The organism is Bacillus sp. SG20033 (assembly GCF_044570195.1).
Classification (GTDB): Bacteria; Bacillota; Bacilli; order Bacillales; family Bacillaceae; genus Bacillus; species Bacillus subtilis.
Genome location: NZ_CP172606.1, coordinates 712,264 through 727,182, shown reverse-complemented (window position 1 = coordinate 727,182; position 14,919 = coordinate 712,264). Strand labels below are relative to the sequence as shown.

11 protein-coding genes and 1 pseudogene are annotated in these 14,919 nt (G+C 45.1%); 5 read left to right on the top strand and 7 right to left on the bottom strand.

Annotated elements, in window-relative coordinates; genetic code table 11:
• The first annotated feature begins 50 nt into the window (after window positions 1-50).
• Together ACFVP7_RS03750 and ACFVP7_RS03745 are read left to right on the top strand one after the other, a co-directional pair.
• A complete protein-coding gene (locus ACFVP7_RS03750) occupies window positions 51-380 on the top strand; it encodes a recombinase family protein (RefSeq protein WP_396582988.1) in 330 nt (109 codons plus the stop codon).
• Window positions 381-554: 174 nt separating this feature from the next.
• A complete protein-coding gene (locus ACFVP7_RS03745) occupies window positions 555-956 on the top strand; it encodes a hypothetical protein (RefSeq protein ID WP_396582987.1) in 402 nt (133 codons plus the stop codon).
• 174 nt (window positions 957-1,130) lie between these two features.
• Here the strand turns inward: ACFVP7_RS03745 and rlmD are convergent, their stop codons facing one another.
• From rlmD to srfP, 3 genes are all read right to left on the bottom strand, one after another.
• Window positions 1,131-2,525: a 23S rRNA (uracil(1939)-C(5))-methyltransferase RlmD gene (gene rlmD, locus ACFVP7_RS03740; RefSeq protein ID WP_396582986.1), complete on the bottom strand. Its 1,395-nt coding sequence runs from the start codon at window positions 2,523-2,525 to the stop codon at window positions 1,131-1,133.
• Window positions 2,526-2,580: 55 nt separating this feature from the next.
• Complete coding sequence (locus ACFVP7_RS03735) at window positions 2,581-3,492, bottom strand: diacylglycerol kinase (protein WP_003233894.1); 912 nt, start codon at window positions 3,490-3,492, stop codon at window positions 2,581-2,583.
• Window positions 3,493-3,644: 152 nt separating this feature from the next.
• Window positions 3,645-6,803, bottom strand: a complete 3,159-nt coding sequence (gene srfP, locus ACFVP7_RS03730; protein ID WP_396583252.1) for a surfactin resistance protein SrfP — start codon at window positions 6,801-6,803, stop codon at window positions 3,645-3,647.
• Between the two features lie 131 nt (window positions 6,804-6,934).
• Between srfP and ACFVP7_RS03725 the strand changes: the two are divergent.
• Window positions 6,935-7,805, top strand: a pseudogene (locus ACFVP7_RS03725) (TetR/AcrR family transcriptional regulator).
• Window positions 7,806-7,819: 14 nt separating this feature from the next.
• Here ACFVP7_RS03725 and gatB read toward each other — a convergent pair.
• Genes gatB through gatC form a run of 3 tightly spaced genes read right to left on the bottom strand, consistent with a single transcriptional unit; the run spans window position 7,820 to window position 11,027 of the window.
• A complete protein-coding gene (gene gatB / locus ACFVP7_RS03720) occupies window positions 7,820-9,250 on the bottom strand; it encodes an Asp-tRNA(Asn)/Glu-tRNA(Gln) amidotransferase subunit GatB (protein ID WP_003219444.1) in 1,431 nt (476 codons plus the stop codon).
• 13 nt (window positions 9,251-9,263) lie between these two features.
• A complete protein-coding gene (gene gatA / locus ACFVP7_RS03715; RefSeq protein ID WP_396582985.1) occupies window positions 9,264-10,721 on the bottom strand; it encodes an Asp-tRNA(Asn)/Glu-tRNA(Gln) amidotransferase subunit GatA in 1,458 nt (485 codons plus the stop codon).
• Window positions 10,722-10,736: 15 nt separating this feature from the next.
• A complete protein-coding gene (gatC, locus tag ACFVP7_RS03710) occupies window positions 10,737-11,027 on the bottom strand; it encodes an Asp-tRNA(Asn)/Glu-tRNA(Gln) amidotransferase subunit GatC (RefSeq protein ID WP_003219442.1) in 291 nt (96 codons plus the stop codon).
• A gap of 413 nt (window positions 11,028-11,440) precedes the next feature.
• Between gatC and opuE the strand changes: the two genes are divergently transcribed.
• Both opuE and ACFVP7_RS03700 read left to right on the top strand, forming a co-directional pair.
• Window positions 11,441-12,919 carry a proline transporter OpuE gene (gene opuE / locus ACFVP7_RS03705; protein WP_396582984.1) on the top strand — a complete coding sequence of 493 codons (1,479 nt, stop codon included), beginning with the start codon at window positions 11,441-11,443 and terminating at the stop codon, window positions 12,917-12,919.
• A 105-nt stretch (window positions 12,920-13,024) separates the two neighbouring features.
• Window positions 13,025-13,723 carry an MgtC/SapB family protein gene (locus tag ACFVP7_RS03700; RefSeq protein ID WP_010886431.1) on the top strand — a complete coding sequence of 233 codons (699 nt, stop codon included), beginning with the start codon at window positions 13,025-13,027 and terminating at the stop codon, window positions 13,721-13,723.
• Window positions 13,724-13,760: 37 nt separating this feature from the next.
• Here ACFVP7_RS03700 and ACFVP7_RS03695 read toward each other — a convergent pair whose 3' ends face one another.
• Entirely contained in the window at window positions 13,761-14,771 is a 1,011-nt protein-coding gene (locus tag ACFVP7_RS03695) for a phosphotransferase enzyme family protein (RefSeq protein WP_396582983.1), read from the bottom strand.
• Between the last annotated feature and the right edge of the window lie 148 nt (window positions 14,772-14,919).

Here is a 14,919-nt window from a genome sequence, read left to right as displayed (position 1 = left end):
GGATGTGTGAACAAGAATCACAAAATACAAGTAATCGTGTAAAGGAAACATTGAAAACACGTGCAAAAAAAGGCTTGTTTAAAGGTTCTAATCCTCAATACGGCTATGAAGTTGAAGAAGGTAAGCTCTATATTCGCAAAGATGAGACACTTGAAATTGTGCCACAAATTTACAAGGAGTATCTAGAAGGAAGTGGTCGTAAAAGTATCGCACGACGGCTTTACAATGAAGTAGTCAAAACACCAACTGATGTTGCAGGAAAGAAAAATGCGAGTGACAAATGGAATGACTCAACCCATCAATCTCAACTTAACGAATTCTCATTATGTTGGGGATTTGGTTCAGGAGCGCACAACTACTGTGAGTGGTGTTACAAGTAAAAAGCAAAAGAAACAAGACAGAGATGATATGGTTAATTGAAATACCCATGAACCTGTCATTTCACGGGATATGTTTGAAGCAGTGCAAAATTTAATGAAGAAAGAAATTCATTACTGCTCCGAAGCTTCACTTATTTACAAATATCCTCTTTTGCGACGATTACGGAAAAGGGCATGTGGTATAGAAATATTAGACCAAATAGTTACAGTTGCAGCAATTATGCTCGTCACGGTAAAAAGGCTTGCAGCGCCAACACGATTAAAGAGGATTTTCTCAAAGAAACGATTTTATATGATATCAAAAAACTTGTTAAAGAAATTGATAAAGAACAATATTTGAAAGTACTTGAGGCGAAGTCAAAGAAATCAAAGAAGGATATTCAACAAAAGCTTGATAAGCTCAACAAGCAAATGGTGTATAAAAAGTACGAAAATAGAAATTCATCAATATGCTTGCTGATGAAAAAATCAAGGCATGATGAGTATTTAGAAATGGTTGAAGATACAATAATGAATTTACTCAGCTTGCGGAAAAGAAAAATGAAATGCTCTCAATGCTTGAAAGTGAGCAAATGATTGATAATATCGACAAGCTGAAACAAGAGCTTCTTCAATTTCTAAACATTAATGAATTAACACCGGAAATTTTGCATCGCTCAATCCAATCGAATTGATGTAAAAGAAGACGGCACACCAGTTATTAATTTCCGATTTGCCGCCCCAACATTTGAATAGAAGCAGGTATTACCCTTATCGGGAGCCTGCTTCATTTTTTATAATCATCTGCGATACTACCTCCACATGATTCGTATGCGGAAACATATCCACAGGCTGCACTTCGAGCGTCTGATACCCGCCATCCTCAAGCACTCGCAAATCTCTTGCAAGTGTTCCAGGATTACAGGACACATACACCACCCGCTTCGGTTTCATCTCCACAATCGTCCGCAGGAGGGCTTCGTCGCAGCCTTTTCTTGGCGGGTCGACGACGAGCGTATCTGCCGTGATGCCTTCTTCATACCACTTTGGAATCACGGTTTCCGCTTCCCCGACCGCGAACTCAGCGTTTGTGATGCCGTTGAGCTCAGCGTTGCGTTTGGCATCCTCAATTGCCTCCGGTACAATTTCTACGCCGTACACTTTTTTCGCCTGCTTCGCCAGGAAGAGAGAAATCGTTCCGATGCCGCAGTAGGCGTCAATGACGGTTTCTTCGCCTTTCAACTCCGCGTACTCAAGCGCTTTGTCGTAGAGCACCTTTGTCTGCTCCGGGTTAACCTGATAAAACGATCTGGCGGAGATGGCAAATTTGACGTCTCCGATGAGGTCGTAGATGTATTCTTCGCCCCAGATGACGTTTGTTTCGTTCCCAAAGATGACGTTTGTTTTGTTTGGGTTGATGTTTTGCACGATGGATTTGACGTTCGGGAACGCTGCTGTGATGTCTTCGATAATCTTCGCTTTGTGCGGGAAGTCATTTGTTTTTGTGATGAAGACAATCATCATTTCACCCGTAACGACGCCGTATCTGACCATGATGTGGCGGAGCCAGCCTTTGTGGCGTTCTTCGTTGTAGGCTTTGACACCGTAGTTTGCGCAAATGTCTTTGACAGCTTGGACGGCTTCGTCGTTTTTGGATTGCTGGATCAGGCAGGCGCTCATGTCGATGATGTCATGGCTTCTTTGCTGATAGAATCCCGCGACGAGTCCGCCTTCCCGTTCTCCTACCGGCACCTGTGCTTTGTTTCTGTAGTTCCACGGGTCTTCCATGCCGAGTGTCGGGTGCACGGTGACTTTTGAAAGGTCCAGCTTGCCGATGCGTTCTAAGACGTCTTTGACTTGTTTCTGTTTAAACAGGAGCTGGCCTTCGTAGGTCATGTGCTGAAGCTGGCAGCCTCCGCATTGTTTGTAAATCGGACACGGGGCGTCCGTTCTGTGCGGGCTTTCTTCCTTCAGCTCAATCAAGCGTCCGAAAGCAAAACCTTTTTTTACGCGGGTCACTTTGATTTGGGCTTTTTCTTCCGGAAGAGCGTTCGGCACGAATATCGGGAATCCCTGAACCTTTGCGACGCCCGCTCCTTCGTGCGTCAAATCCTCAAATGTCACGTCATAGTATTCGTTTTTTTCTACTGGGGGTTTCATTTTCATGTATGTTCACCTCTTGTTTTAAGCGAAAGAAAAACTTGGCTTACAAAGCCAAGTTTTAGTCATCCAGCTGTTCCGCTTTCTCCTTCGGCATGACGACGTGAATGTGCCGATACAGATTCACGAATTCGCCCGGCAGCATGCCGCCGTACTCGCCGTCCAGGTTCAGCTGCATCTTTTCTGATACATTGACTTTCACGCGGTTCGCTTTTGTATAAATAATGTGCTGGTCGTTGATGTGTTCACCGCGAAGCGCCATCGTGGCGACCCTGATAAATTCAGCAAGGTTTGCTTTCTTTAGTATCATCAAATCAAACATGCCGTCATTCAGGCTGGAATCCGGCGCGAGCTTTTCGAACCCGCCGACGGAGTTTGTCAGCGTGACCAAAAACAGCATGATTTCACCTTGAAACAGCTTGCCGTCATATTCAATCTCGACTTCTGTCGGACGAAGTGAAGGCAGCATTTCCATTCCTTTTAAATAATAAGCAAGCTGGCCGAGCATTGTTTTCAGTTTGCTTGGCACGTCGTACGTCAGCTCCGTCAGACGGCCTCCGCCGGCGATATTGATAAAATACTGGCCGTTGACCTGTCCGATATCAATCGGGCGGGCAACGCCGTTAATGACCGTATCTGCCGCTTTTAAAATATCCTCGCGTGGGATTCCGAGCGCTCTGGCGAAGTCGTTCGTTGTGCCGACAGGAATCACACCGAGTGTCGGACGGTTGTCTAAAGGCGCAAGCCCGTTGACGACCTCGTTGATCGTTCCGTCTCCGCCTGCCGCAATGATCAGGTCAAACTCACGCAATGCCGCTTCCTTGGCAGCGTGTGTAGCGTCTCCTGCGCATGTCGTCGCATGGGTGGAGGTTTCATAGCCGGCTTGTTCAAATTTTTGCAGGACCTGGGCAAGATGCTTTTTAAAGATCTCCCGTCCTGAAGTCGGATTGTATATTATGCGTGCACGTTTCATTATCTCATCATCCTACTTAAGAGTATCCGATCCATTTTTACACTAACAACCTTTAATTATACTATGAGTTAAAAAAATCGCAACAAAATGTACATAATCTTACAGGTGAAAACGAACAAAAAGCCTCAGCAGAGCTGAGGCTTTTTGTTTTTTTACTCTTCTTCCGTTCCCGGTTTTTTCTTGCGGAACTTCGCCAATACTTCGTATACGATTGGCACGATCAAGAGTGTCAGAAGCGTTGAACTGATTAAACCGCCAATAACCGTGACGCCAAGTCCTTTTGAAATGACCTGGCTTCCGCCTTCGAAGCCGAGGGCTAATGGAATCAAGGCGCCGATTGTCGCAATGGCTGTCATCAGGATCGGACGGAGTCGTGTAGAGCCGGCTTCCAGGAGCGCTTCCCTCGTAGACAGGCCTTCCGCTTCCTTATGAATCACGCGGTCAATTAAGACAATGGCATTCGTGACAACGATACCGATCAGCATGAGCATACCGATCATTGCGTTCAGACTGATCGTTTCACCTGATACGTAAAGTCCGACCAGGGCACCGATGACTGTGAACGGCAATGAGAACAGAATCGCAAATGGCGCTAGTGCTCCGCCGAAGGTAATCACGAGCACAAGGTAAACGATCGCTATTGCTGCCAGCATCGCTAAACCGAGCTTCGTGAAGGAATCAGCGATATCCGCTGATACGCCGCCTGTGTCAATCGATACGTTATCAGGATGGTCAAGCTTATCGATTTTCTTCTGGATAGCAGCTGATACGGCTGTGACGTTGTCAGATGTAACCTCACCTGTGACATCCGCATAGACTTTTCCGTCACGTTTTGACACGGTATCTGATGTCGATCCTTCCTTCACTTTTGCCACATCGCCGATTTTGACTTCCTGGCCAGTCGCGGAAGTGATCTTTTTATTCTCTAAATCTTTCACACTCTTATACTCGTCTTTTTCTGTCTTAATGTTCACATCAAGCTCTTTGCCGTCTTTTTTCACGGTGGTGAGCGGTTCTTGCGATGTTTGTGACATTAAGGCCTGAGAAATTTGAGACGCGGTTAAACCGAGTTTGCTTAGTTTTTCTTGGTCAGCGACAAATGTGTACTCATCATATGTGCTGGAAAGGCCTGAATTTACGTTTTTCAGATCCTTTTCATCTTTCATGATTTTTTCAATGTCTTTGACCGTGTCTTTAATATCGTTTTCAGAATCGCCATACACATAGTATGTTAATTCGTTGTTATTGCCTGAAGAGCTGAAGTCCTGTGACTTCCATTCTCCGCGGTCAGATTGCTTTTGGATCTCCTTCAGAACGTTATCTTTTTCTTTATCAAAGTCAGGTGTGTCGCTTTCATATTTGATATAGAATAACGCACCGTTAGAATCTCCTCCGGCAAGCGGGCTGCCAGAGCCTAATGAATACTGAACCGTATCGACATGCTTGCGGTCAAGCAGGATTTTTTCTGCTTTTTCAGCTTCATTTTCGGCTTCTTTTTTCGTTTCACCCGGTTGTGGGCTGTATGTGAGCTGCATTGTTTTTTCTTCCTCGGACGGCAGATAGCTGGCACCGATTAACGGTACGAGGAACAAGCTTCCAAGGAGCATCAGAACAGCGATGATAGACGTGATCCATTTGTGGCTCAGCGCCCAGTTCAATACTTTTTTATAGATGTTTGCAAGTCTGCCAGGTTTGTGTTCTTTCGCTTTAATCGGCGCGCCCGTTAATGATTTTTTGAACAGGCTGTGTGCGAGCATCGGCACAAGCGTGATTGAAATCACCAGGGATGCGGCAAGCGCAAAAACAATCGTTAAGGCAAATGGAATAAACAATTCACCGATTTGTCCGCCAACAAGTGCGAGCGGCAGGAATACCGCGATTGTCACGATCGTCGATGACATGATCGGTTTAAACATTTCCTTCGTCGCTTCACGAACCAATGCTTTTCCGCGGAGCGGCTCATCTTTGAGTCTCATGCGGCGGTAAATGTTCTCGATGACAACGATGGAGTCATCGACTACACGTCCGATGGCAACGGTCATTGCGCCGAGCGTCATAATATTCAATGTGATATCAAGCTGCTGCAGCACAAGGAGTGCGATCAGCAATGATAATGGAATTGAAACAACAGAAATTAATGTTGATTTGATATCTCTTAAGAATAAGAGAATAATCACAATCGCAAAAATAGCACCGAAGATGGCTTTGCTTAACATCGTGTCAACTGACTGTGTGATCGGCTCCGCCATGTCGAGAGTTGCGCTGTAATTGAAGCCTTTATGGTCTTCTTTGAACTTCTTCAGCTCAGCTTTGACATTGTCGGCAACCTCTACCGTATTCGCATCGTTTGCTTTGACGATATTGATGCCGATGCTGTCTTTGCCATTTGTGCGTGAAACAGATTCAGCTTTTTTCACATCTTTAATTGTGGCAATGTCAGAAAGCTTGACTGTCGGCACTGCTGTGCTTGCGCTTTGCTGCGCCTGTGCTGCCGCTTGTGCGCTTTGGGCTGCTTGAGCACTCTGCGCACCCGCTTGAGATGCTGCGCTGCTGCCTGCACTTGAAGCAGATGCCGTCGGGATTCTCATATTCTTCAAATCTTTAATTGTTTCAATATCGCCGCTGACGACGACAGATTTTTCTTCATTTCCGAATGTGTACAATCCAAGCGGAGTTGTCACATCTGAACCTTGAATCACTTTCTTCACAGTATCTTCATCAAGGCCGTATTCCTTCAGTTTGTCTTCTTTGAAAGAGAATTCAACCTCTTCCACCTGCTGGCCCGATACTTGGACGGACGCAACGCCTTCTATGCCTTCAAGCTTAGAAACGAGGCTGTCCTCCACTTGTTTCGTCAGCTCTTGCAGGTTATCTTTATCACTGGACACACTTAACGTCAGAATCGGGAATGAGTTCAAGCTGTAGCGTGAAATCTCCGGATCCTTCGCGTCATCAGGCAGGTTGACGTTTTCTAACGCTTCAGCTGCTTCTGTTTTCGCTTTGTCCATATCTTTCTCATAATCATATTCAATCATGACCGACGATGCGTTTTCATAGGACGTCGAAGTCACAACACTGACACCGTCCAAGTTCTGCACGGCTTGTTCAACCGGTTTGGTCACTTCATCAGCCACTTGGCTTGGTGTCGCACCCGGATATGTCGTGCTGATCGTCAAGTAAGGCATGTTCACGTCAGGAATAGACTCTTGCTTCATATTCATACCCGCATACAAGCCGGCTGCCGTTACAATAATCGTCATCAGCCATACGGCGAATTTGTTTTTCAGAACGAAATTAATAACGTGATTCATCATATCCTCCATTACATTTTTTATTGACTGACTGGTCATTCTATATAATACTAAACGTTATAACGCAACAACGTCAACTCATATACCAGAAAATTTTACTAAATTTTTCAAGGATTAAGGGGAAGCACGTCATGAATGAAAAAAAAGAGAGAATTATAAAAGCCAGCATTCGTTTATTTGCGAAAAAAGGATTCGCAGCTACGACGATCCAAGAAATCGCCAGTGAATGCGGCATTTCGAAGGGCGCTTTTTATTTGCACTTCAAATCGAAAGAAGCGCTGCTGTTATCTGCCTGTGAATATTATATCGGTATGTCTATGAACAAAATGAAAAATATAGAAGAAGATCTCGCCGGAAAGCCGCCTAAGGAAGTGTTAAAAAAGCAAATTGGCGCTCAATTTGAGGATTTTCGCGATCATAAAGATTTTATCGTTCTTTTGCTTACCGAAAATATCATTCCGGAAAATCAAGAAATCAAGCAATACTTTTACAAAGTAACCATGGAGACGGATAAGCTGTACCGGAACGCCTTGCTGGTATCCTATGGCGAAGGAATCGAGCGGTATGTCGCAGATCTGTCCATCATGGCAAGAGGCATTGTGCATTCCTATATGAACGTGATGGTATTTAACGGTGAGCTTAATATCGATGCAGAAGAAATCTCAGCCTTTATTATTGAGAGACTGGATGATCTTGTACAGGGGCTGAGCCGTTCTGCACTCAATCCGATTGTATCAAAAGACATTTTCAACCCGATGCCTGCGGGAAAAGACCAGCTGCTTGAGGACATTCAGAAAGTGAAAGAAAACAGCACGTTGCCCGAAGATATCACCGTGTCACTTGATGTTATCGAGGAAGAATTGACTCAGGATAAACCGCGCAAGCCGATTATTAAAGGCATGCTGTCCAATTTGACCGGAACCAACGACAAAGAAGTTGAAAGGCTTCGGGCCCTCATCTCTGTCTTTATCTCAATTTGACCATAAAAAAAGCAGCCTCTAAGGGCTGCTTTTTTATTAGCGTTTTTTAATTTCTTCAAGCAGAATTTTGTTGACCATCGGCGGGTTGGCTTGTCCTTTGGACGCTTTCATAATCTGTCCGACCAGGAAGCCGATCGCACGGTCTTTACCGTTTTTAAAGTCTTCGATTGATTGAGGATTGTTGTCAAGCGCCTCAGTGACAAGCTTCAGAAGCACGCCTTCGTCAGAAATCTGAACAAGGCCTTTCTCTTTCACAATCTTCTCAGCGTCGCCGCCTTTTTCAATCAATTCTTTAAACACTTTCTTCGCGATCTTAGAAGAAATGGTTCCTTTTTCAATCAATTTGATCATGCCGGCAAGGCCTTCAGGTGTCAGGGCAACGTCGGCAAGCTCTTTTTGCTCAGCGTTTAGGTAAGCTGACACTTCCCCCATCAGCCAGTTAGACGCTTGTTTAGCTTCAGCGCCTTTTTGAACGGTTTCTTCGAAGAAATCAGCCATTTCTTTTGTCAGCGTCAGAACCATCGCGTCATATGCAGGCAAGCCAAGCTCTTCGATATAACGCTTGCGGCGCTCATCCGGAAGCTCAGGAATGCTTGCTTTTACGCGTTCCTTCCATTCATCATCAATGTAGAGCTCGACTAGATCCGGCTCTGGGAAGTAACGGTAGTCGTCAGATCCCTCTTTGACACGCATAAGAATGGTTTTCTTCGTTGCTTCATCATAACGGCGAGTTTCTTGCTGGATGACGCCGCCGGAAAGAAGAACCTGCTCCTGGCGTTTTTCTTCATGCTCAAGGCCTTTTTGAACAAACGCAAAGGAGTTCAAGTTTTTCAATTCTGTTTTTGTGCCGAATTCCTCTTGGCCGATCGGACGAAGAGAGATATTGGCGTCACAGCGAAGTGAGCCTTCTTCCATTTTACAGTCAGAAACGCCTGTATACTGGATGATGGATTTCAGCTTTTCAAGATACGCGTACGCTTCTTCCGGCGTGCGGATGTCCGGCTCTGATACGATCTCAACAAGCGGCGTTCCTTGGCGGTTGAAGTCAACAAGGGAATAGCCGTCGCCCGTATGCGTCAGTTTTCCGGCATCCTCTTCAAGATGAAGGCGCGTGATGCCGATGCGTTTTGTTTTGCCGCCGACTTCAATTTCGATCCAGCCGTTTTCGCCGATCGGCTTATCAAATTGAGAAATCTGATACGCTTTCGGGTTGTCAGGATAGAAATAGTTTTTGCGGTCAAACTTCGTATCCGTTGCGATCTCACAGTTGAGCGCCATAGCGGCTTTCATTGCGAATTCAACGGCTTCTTTGTTCAGAACAGGCAGGACGCCCGGATATCCGAGGTCAATGACGCTAGTCTGCGTGTTCGCCTCCGCGCCGAATGGCGTTGGAGAGCTTGAGAAAATTTTTGATTTTGTTTTTAACTCAACGTGGACTTCAAGTCCGATTACCGTTTCAAAGTTCAATTCTTTTCACCCCTTACAGTTCAGGTTTTGCTTTATGATGGTCTGTCGCTTGTTCAAATGCATGAGCAACGCGGTATACAGTGCTTTCATCAAAGTGTTTTCCGATGATTTGCAGGCCGAGCGGAAGACCGTCTGCTAATCCGCATGGCACGCTGATTCCCGGTACGCCGGCAAGGTTGACCGGAATCGTTAAGATATCGTTTGCGTACATTGTGAGCGGATCCTTCGTGTTTTCACCGATTTTAAACGCAGGTGTCGGTGTAGTCGGTCCAACAATAACATCATATTTTTCAAATACGTCCTCGAAATCCTTCTTAATCAACGTACGCACTTTTTGCGCTTTTTTGTAGTACGCATCGTAGTAGCCTGAGCTTAAAGCAAACGTTCCGAGCATGATGCGGCGTTTGACTTCATTTCCGAAACCTTCTGCGCGCGTTTGCTTGTAAAGGTCGATCAGATTATCCGCGTTGTCTGTACGGTAGCCGTAGCGGATGCCGTCAAAGCGTGCAAGGTTCGCTGACGCTTCAGAAGATGACAGCAGGTAATATGTCGCAAGCGCGTATTTACTGTGCGGAAGAGACACTTCTTCCCATGTAGCACCGAGACCTTCAAGAACTTTCAGCGCTGCCAAGACAGATTCTCTCGCTTCTTTGCCGACACCTTCACCAAGGTATTCTTTCGGAACGGCGATTTTCAGTCCTTTGATGTCGCCGGTTAATGAAGAAAGAAAATCAGGCACGTCCACATTTGCACTCGTGGAGTCCATTTTGTCTACGCCGGAAATCGCTTGAAGTAAAAACGCGTTATCCTCAACCGTACGTGTAATCGGCCCGATTTGATCTAATGAAGACGCAAATGCGACCAGGCCGTAACGAGATACACGTCCGTATGTAGGTTTTAATCCGACAACACCGCAGAAAGACGCCGGCTGACGGATGGAGCCGCCTGTGTCAGATCCAAGAGAAAACGGAACTTCTCCCGCAGCAACCGCAGCCGCAGATCCGCCGCTTGAACCGCCGGGAACTGTATCCAGGTTCCAAGGATTTTTCGTCAGCTTGTAAGCTGAGTTTTCGGTAGATGATCCCATGGCGAATTCGTCCATGTTCAGTTTACCGATTGTGACCGCTTCAGCGTCTTGAAGGCGCTGAACCACAGTAGCGTCATAGATCGGATCAAAGTTTTCGAGAATTTTGCTGGAGCATGTTGTGCGCAGCCCTTTTGTTACGATATTATCTTTTACGCCGATCGGCATACCGAAAAGAAGACCGTGCTCAGAGCGGCCGTCAACCGCCTCATCAAGCTCCTTCGCGTATACGCGCGCTCTTTCTTCATCTAATGCCAAAAAGGCTTGTACCTTATCATCAACCGCTTGGATGCGTTTATAAGATTCGTCAACCAGATCAGAAATCTTAATCTCTTTTTTATGTATGAGCTGTTTTAATTCTGTGATTTTATGATCAAATAATGACATTCTTGTGTCCCTCCTTTAGTCCAGAATTGATGGCACACGAATATAGCCGTCTTTATGGTCAGGCGCATTTTTCATGACATCCTCAACCGGAAGACCTTTACCCGCTTCATCTTCTCTCATGACATTTTTCATTTTCAGCACGTGAGTTGTAGGCTCCACATTGTCTGTGTTAACCTCATTAAGCTCCTCGGCAAATGAAATGATACTGTCGAGCTGTTCAGTGAACATTTTTGCTTCTTCTTCAGTAATCGCAAGTCTTGCAAGGTGCGCAACGTGCTTTACTTCTTCTATTGAAATTCGTGACATATGATCCACCTCCACATATTTCTCCGTTAAGTCATATAATACTGATCATATCAAAAACAAGCCCTTTAAAGCAACAAAACGCCTTAAGCCAGGCTTGTGTTTTCGAAACAATACCCTATATATTTTATACTAAAATGAGGCGAAGGAGAAACGAAATATTTTTCTGAATATTTTTACTTTAATTATTTTTTGAAAGCGTTTTATTCTTTATTCCCTTCTAGGTTTGCAACGGTATTTCTCGCTCATGATCAAGGTTTCATCGCTTGAATGGCTGGGAATACTTTGTTAGGTTAAGTTACCAAGTGCACCCGCAAAAGAATTTCTTTTGTTTTGCACTTACGCCAGGCTGCTTAACTGGCACCATCAATTTGAGAGGTGATGCAACATTATTAGAAATGAAGAGAGGGTAAAACGTGAGTATTGAAATTATTATATCTTTAGGAATTTACTTTATTGCCATGCTGTTAATCGGCTGGTATGCATTCAAGAAAACCACTGACATCAATGATTACATGCTTGGAGGAAGAGGCCTCGGACCATTCGTTACTGCTTTGTCTGCCGGCGCGGCCGATATGAGCGGATGGATGCTGATGGGTGTTCCCGGCGCGATGTTTGCGACAGGGCTGTCCACCTTATGGCTTGCTTTAGGTCTTACAATCGGGGCGTACTCAAATTACTTGCTGCTGGCTCCAAGGCTGCGTGCTTATACGGAAGCGGCGGATGATGCGATTACGATTCCTGATTTCTTTGATAAACGATTCCAGCATTCTTCATCACTGCTGAAAATCGTATCTGCATTGATCATCATGATCTTTTTCACATTGTATACCTCTTCCGGTATGGTATCTGGCGGACGGCTGTTTGAATCTGCTTTTGGTGCGGATTACAAATTAGGCTTGTTTCTGACCACCGCAGTTGTCGTATTATACACACTGTTTGGCGGTTTCCTTGCTGTCAGTCTGACTGACTTCGTGCAGGGTGCGATCATGTTTGCAGCACTAGTGCTTGTGCCGATCGTTGCTTTTACCTATGTGGGCGGCGTTGCTCCGACTTTCCATGAAATCGACGCTGTTAATCCACATTTATTGGATATTTTTAAAGGCGCGAGCGTCATTAGCATTATTTCCTATTTAGCCTGGGGGTTGGGCTACTACGGCCAGCCTCATATTATCGTCCGATTTATGGCCATTAAAGACATTAAAGATTTAAAACCTGCACGCCGAATCGGTATGAGCTGGATGATCATTACAGTTCTAGGTTCCGTGCTGACGGGTTTAATCGGTGTTGCATACGCCCATAAATTCGGAGTTGCTGTAAAAGATCCGGAGATGATTTTCATTATCTTCTCTAAAATCTTGTTCCACCCATTAATTACAGGGTTCTTATTGTCAGCTATTTTGGCTGCCATCATGAGTTCGATTTCCTCACAGCTCTTGGTCACAGCAAGTGCTGTAACAGAGGATTTATACCGGTCATTTTTCAGACGAAAAGCTTCTGATAAAGAATTGGTCATGATCGGGCGATTGTCCGTCTTAGTCATTGCCGTTATCGCGGTACTCTTGTCATTGAACCCGAACAGCACCATTCTTGATTTGGTCGGATACGCTTGGGCCGGCTTCGGTTCAGCTTTCGGGCCTGCGATTCTGCTCAGTCTGTATTGGAAGCGAATGAACGAATGGGGCGCGCTTGCTGCCATGATTGTCGGGGCTGCGACCGTGTTGATCTGGATTACAACCGGCCTGGCAAAATCAACCGGTGTGTACGAAATCATCCCTGGGTTTATTCTCAGTATGATTGCCGGCATCATTGTCAGCATGATTACAAAACGTCCTGCAAAAGCCTCTTACCGATTATTCGGTGTCATGGAAAAGCTGTTAAAACGCAAAAAGTAAGCAATAAGCCATCAAGCGCAGCTTGGTGGCTTTTGTGCTCTTGTTTTGCTATAAATACTGTGAGAAAATCATATTTATTTAAAAACACCATAGAGAAGGGGGAAGTTGCTGTTGAGCTGGTACATTGATCCTGATATTTTATTGAAATTGGGCATTGCCACATTGATTGGCATGGTCATCGGGCTTGAACGCGAATTAAAAAATAAGCCGCTCGGATTAAAAACCTGTATTGTCATCGCAGTCAGCTCATGCATGCTGACGATCGTCAGTATTAATGCGGCATATCATTTCCCTAAATACTACCGCATCATGATGGATCCGCTTCGTCTGCCGGCACAAATCATCTCCGGCGTCGGGTTTATCGGAGCCGGTGTCATCCTGCGAAAAAGCAATGATGTCATTTCCGGCCTGACGACATCGGCCATGATCTGGGGGGCAGCGGGGCTCGGGCTTGCTACGGGAGCCGGTTTTTATAAAGAAGCGTTTGCCAGTCTTCTGTTCATCCTGATCAGCGTGGAATTTCTCCCATGGGTGGTCAGAAAAATCGGCCCCGACCGCCTGCAGGAAAAAGACATCCGCATCAGAATGTCACTTTCTGATAAAGACAAAATGACAGAGATTTTAAAAGAAATGAAAAGAAGAGATATCAAAGCACACTCCGTTCGGATCGACGACCTAGGCGAAAAGGATTTTCCAATTATGGAAGTGAAGGTCCGCGTCCATAAAAACAGATACACGACCGATGTCTACTATGACATTAAAGCCATTGAAGGCGTAGTCGGCGTGAAGTGTGATACATTATAAAAGCCAATGGGACTGGAATCCCATTGGCTTTTTCTATCTACACCAGTGCTGAAAAATCAAATGCTGTAATCGGCGTGCCATTCTCTATATCTCTTTTGAAACCGGCCAGCATTTCTTTTTCTTCTTCTCCTATTGTGTTAAGGTCAAACATCTGATGCAGCAATCCGTAAATCAGCATATGGCGAAGGCGGAGGAAATCAGGTATTATCATCAGCCATGCAGGGTCCAGCTCATTTTCCTCCCAGTACCCTTTCATAAAATGCGTCATAAATTCTTCTGTAAACGCAGTTTTATCATCATATGGCACAACAGGATACCACAGGACATTGTAGAGAAGAATGCTAATATCGTTAACAAACCAGTTGTAGCCGATATCATCAAAATCAAATGCCGTGATTTTGCCATGATCCCAGTTAAAATTGCCATGGTGCAGATCCGCATGCACCAAGCCGTAGCTGTCCTGGCTTTTCGGGAGCCTCCGCAGTTCATTCATCAAAGAATCGGCTTGCTGAAACACCTTTATCTGATCTTCAGGCACATATTTTCTCAGCTTTAATTGCTCCTCTTCATCCCATTCCTGTCTTTTGAAAGCGGGATTGCTCAATTTGTAGCTTTTTGTCAGGCTGTGCATGCTGCCTGTGTATCTGCCAAGCTCATAAAATAGCGTTTCATTCCAGTCCGATTCATCCACTTTTTGCCCCGGCGCTTTCTCATACACTCTCAATAAAAATGACCCGCCGTTTCCGTCCGGCACTGCTTCTACGTCTTTTCCGTTCAGCGACGGGAGCGGTTTGGCTACTGAAATTCCTCCTATTGCAAGGTGACGGAGCCATTCCATCTCTCCCATTATATAATCAGAAGATCTCCGAATCGTATGGGTAATCTTTAAAATATAAGGTTGATTGTCTTTCTTACATTCATATACATAGTTTTCCGCATCAGCCAGAAAACGCACCTGATCTTTTGAGAAACCGTATTTCGCTGCAGCTTCTGCCAAAACCTGCTCTTCATGAAATATTTTTTTGATATCTTTATGCACGTCTAACATCCTTTCATTGCTATAGATTTGATAATGATTGTTTTCACACGATTTCCAGCATCAACATACCTCCCCTTGATTTGTGTTTCGGCAGAAGCGGAAACATTTTCCCTTTTCCTGTTAATTGTAACATAAAAACCCTTGTGCCAATATGGCA

Excerpts from the sequence above, each read along its gene's own strand:
- ACFVP7_RS03745 (WP_396582987.1), top strand. The coding sequence starts at position 555 with ATGTGGTATAGAAATATTAGACCAAATAGTTACAGTTGCAGCAATTAT.
- rlmD (WP_396582986.1), bottom strand. The coding sequence starts at position 2,525 with ATGAAAATGAAACCCCCAGTAGAAAAAAACGAATACTATGACGTGACA.
- ACFVP7_RS03735 (WP_003233894.1), bottom strand. The coding sequence starts at position 3,492 with ATGAAACGTGCACGCATAATATACAATCCGACTTCAGGACGGGAGATC.
- srfP (WP_396583252.1), bottom strand. The coding sequence starts at position 6,803 with ATGAATCACGTTATTAATTTCGTTCTGAAAAACAAATTCGCCGTATGG.
- gatA (WP_396582985.1), bottom strand. The coding sequence starts at position 10,721 with ATGTCATTATTTGATCATAAAATCACAGAATTAAAACAGCTCATACAT.
- gatC (WP_003219442.1), bottom strand. The coding sequence starts at position 11,027 with ATGTCACGAATTTCAATAGAAGAAGTAAAGCACGTTGCGCACCTTGCA.
- ACFVP7_RS03695 (WP_396582983.1), bottom strand. The coding sequence starts at position 14,771 with ATGTTAGACGTGCATAAAGATATCAAAAAAATATTTCATGAAGAGCAG.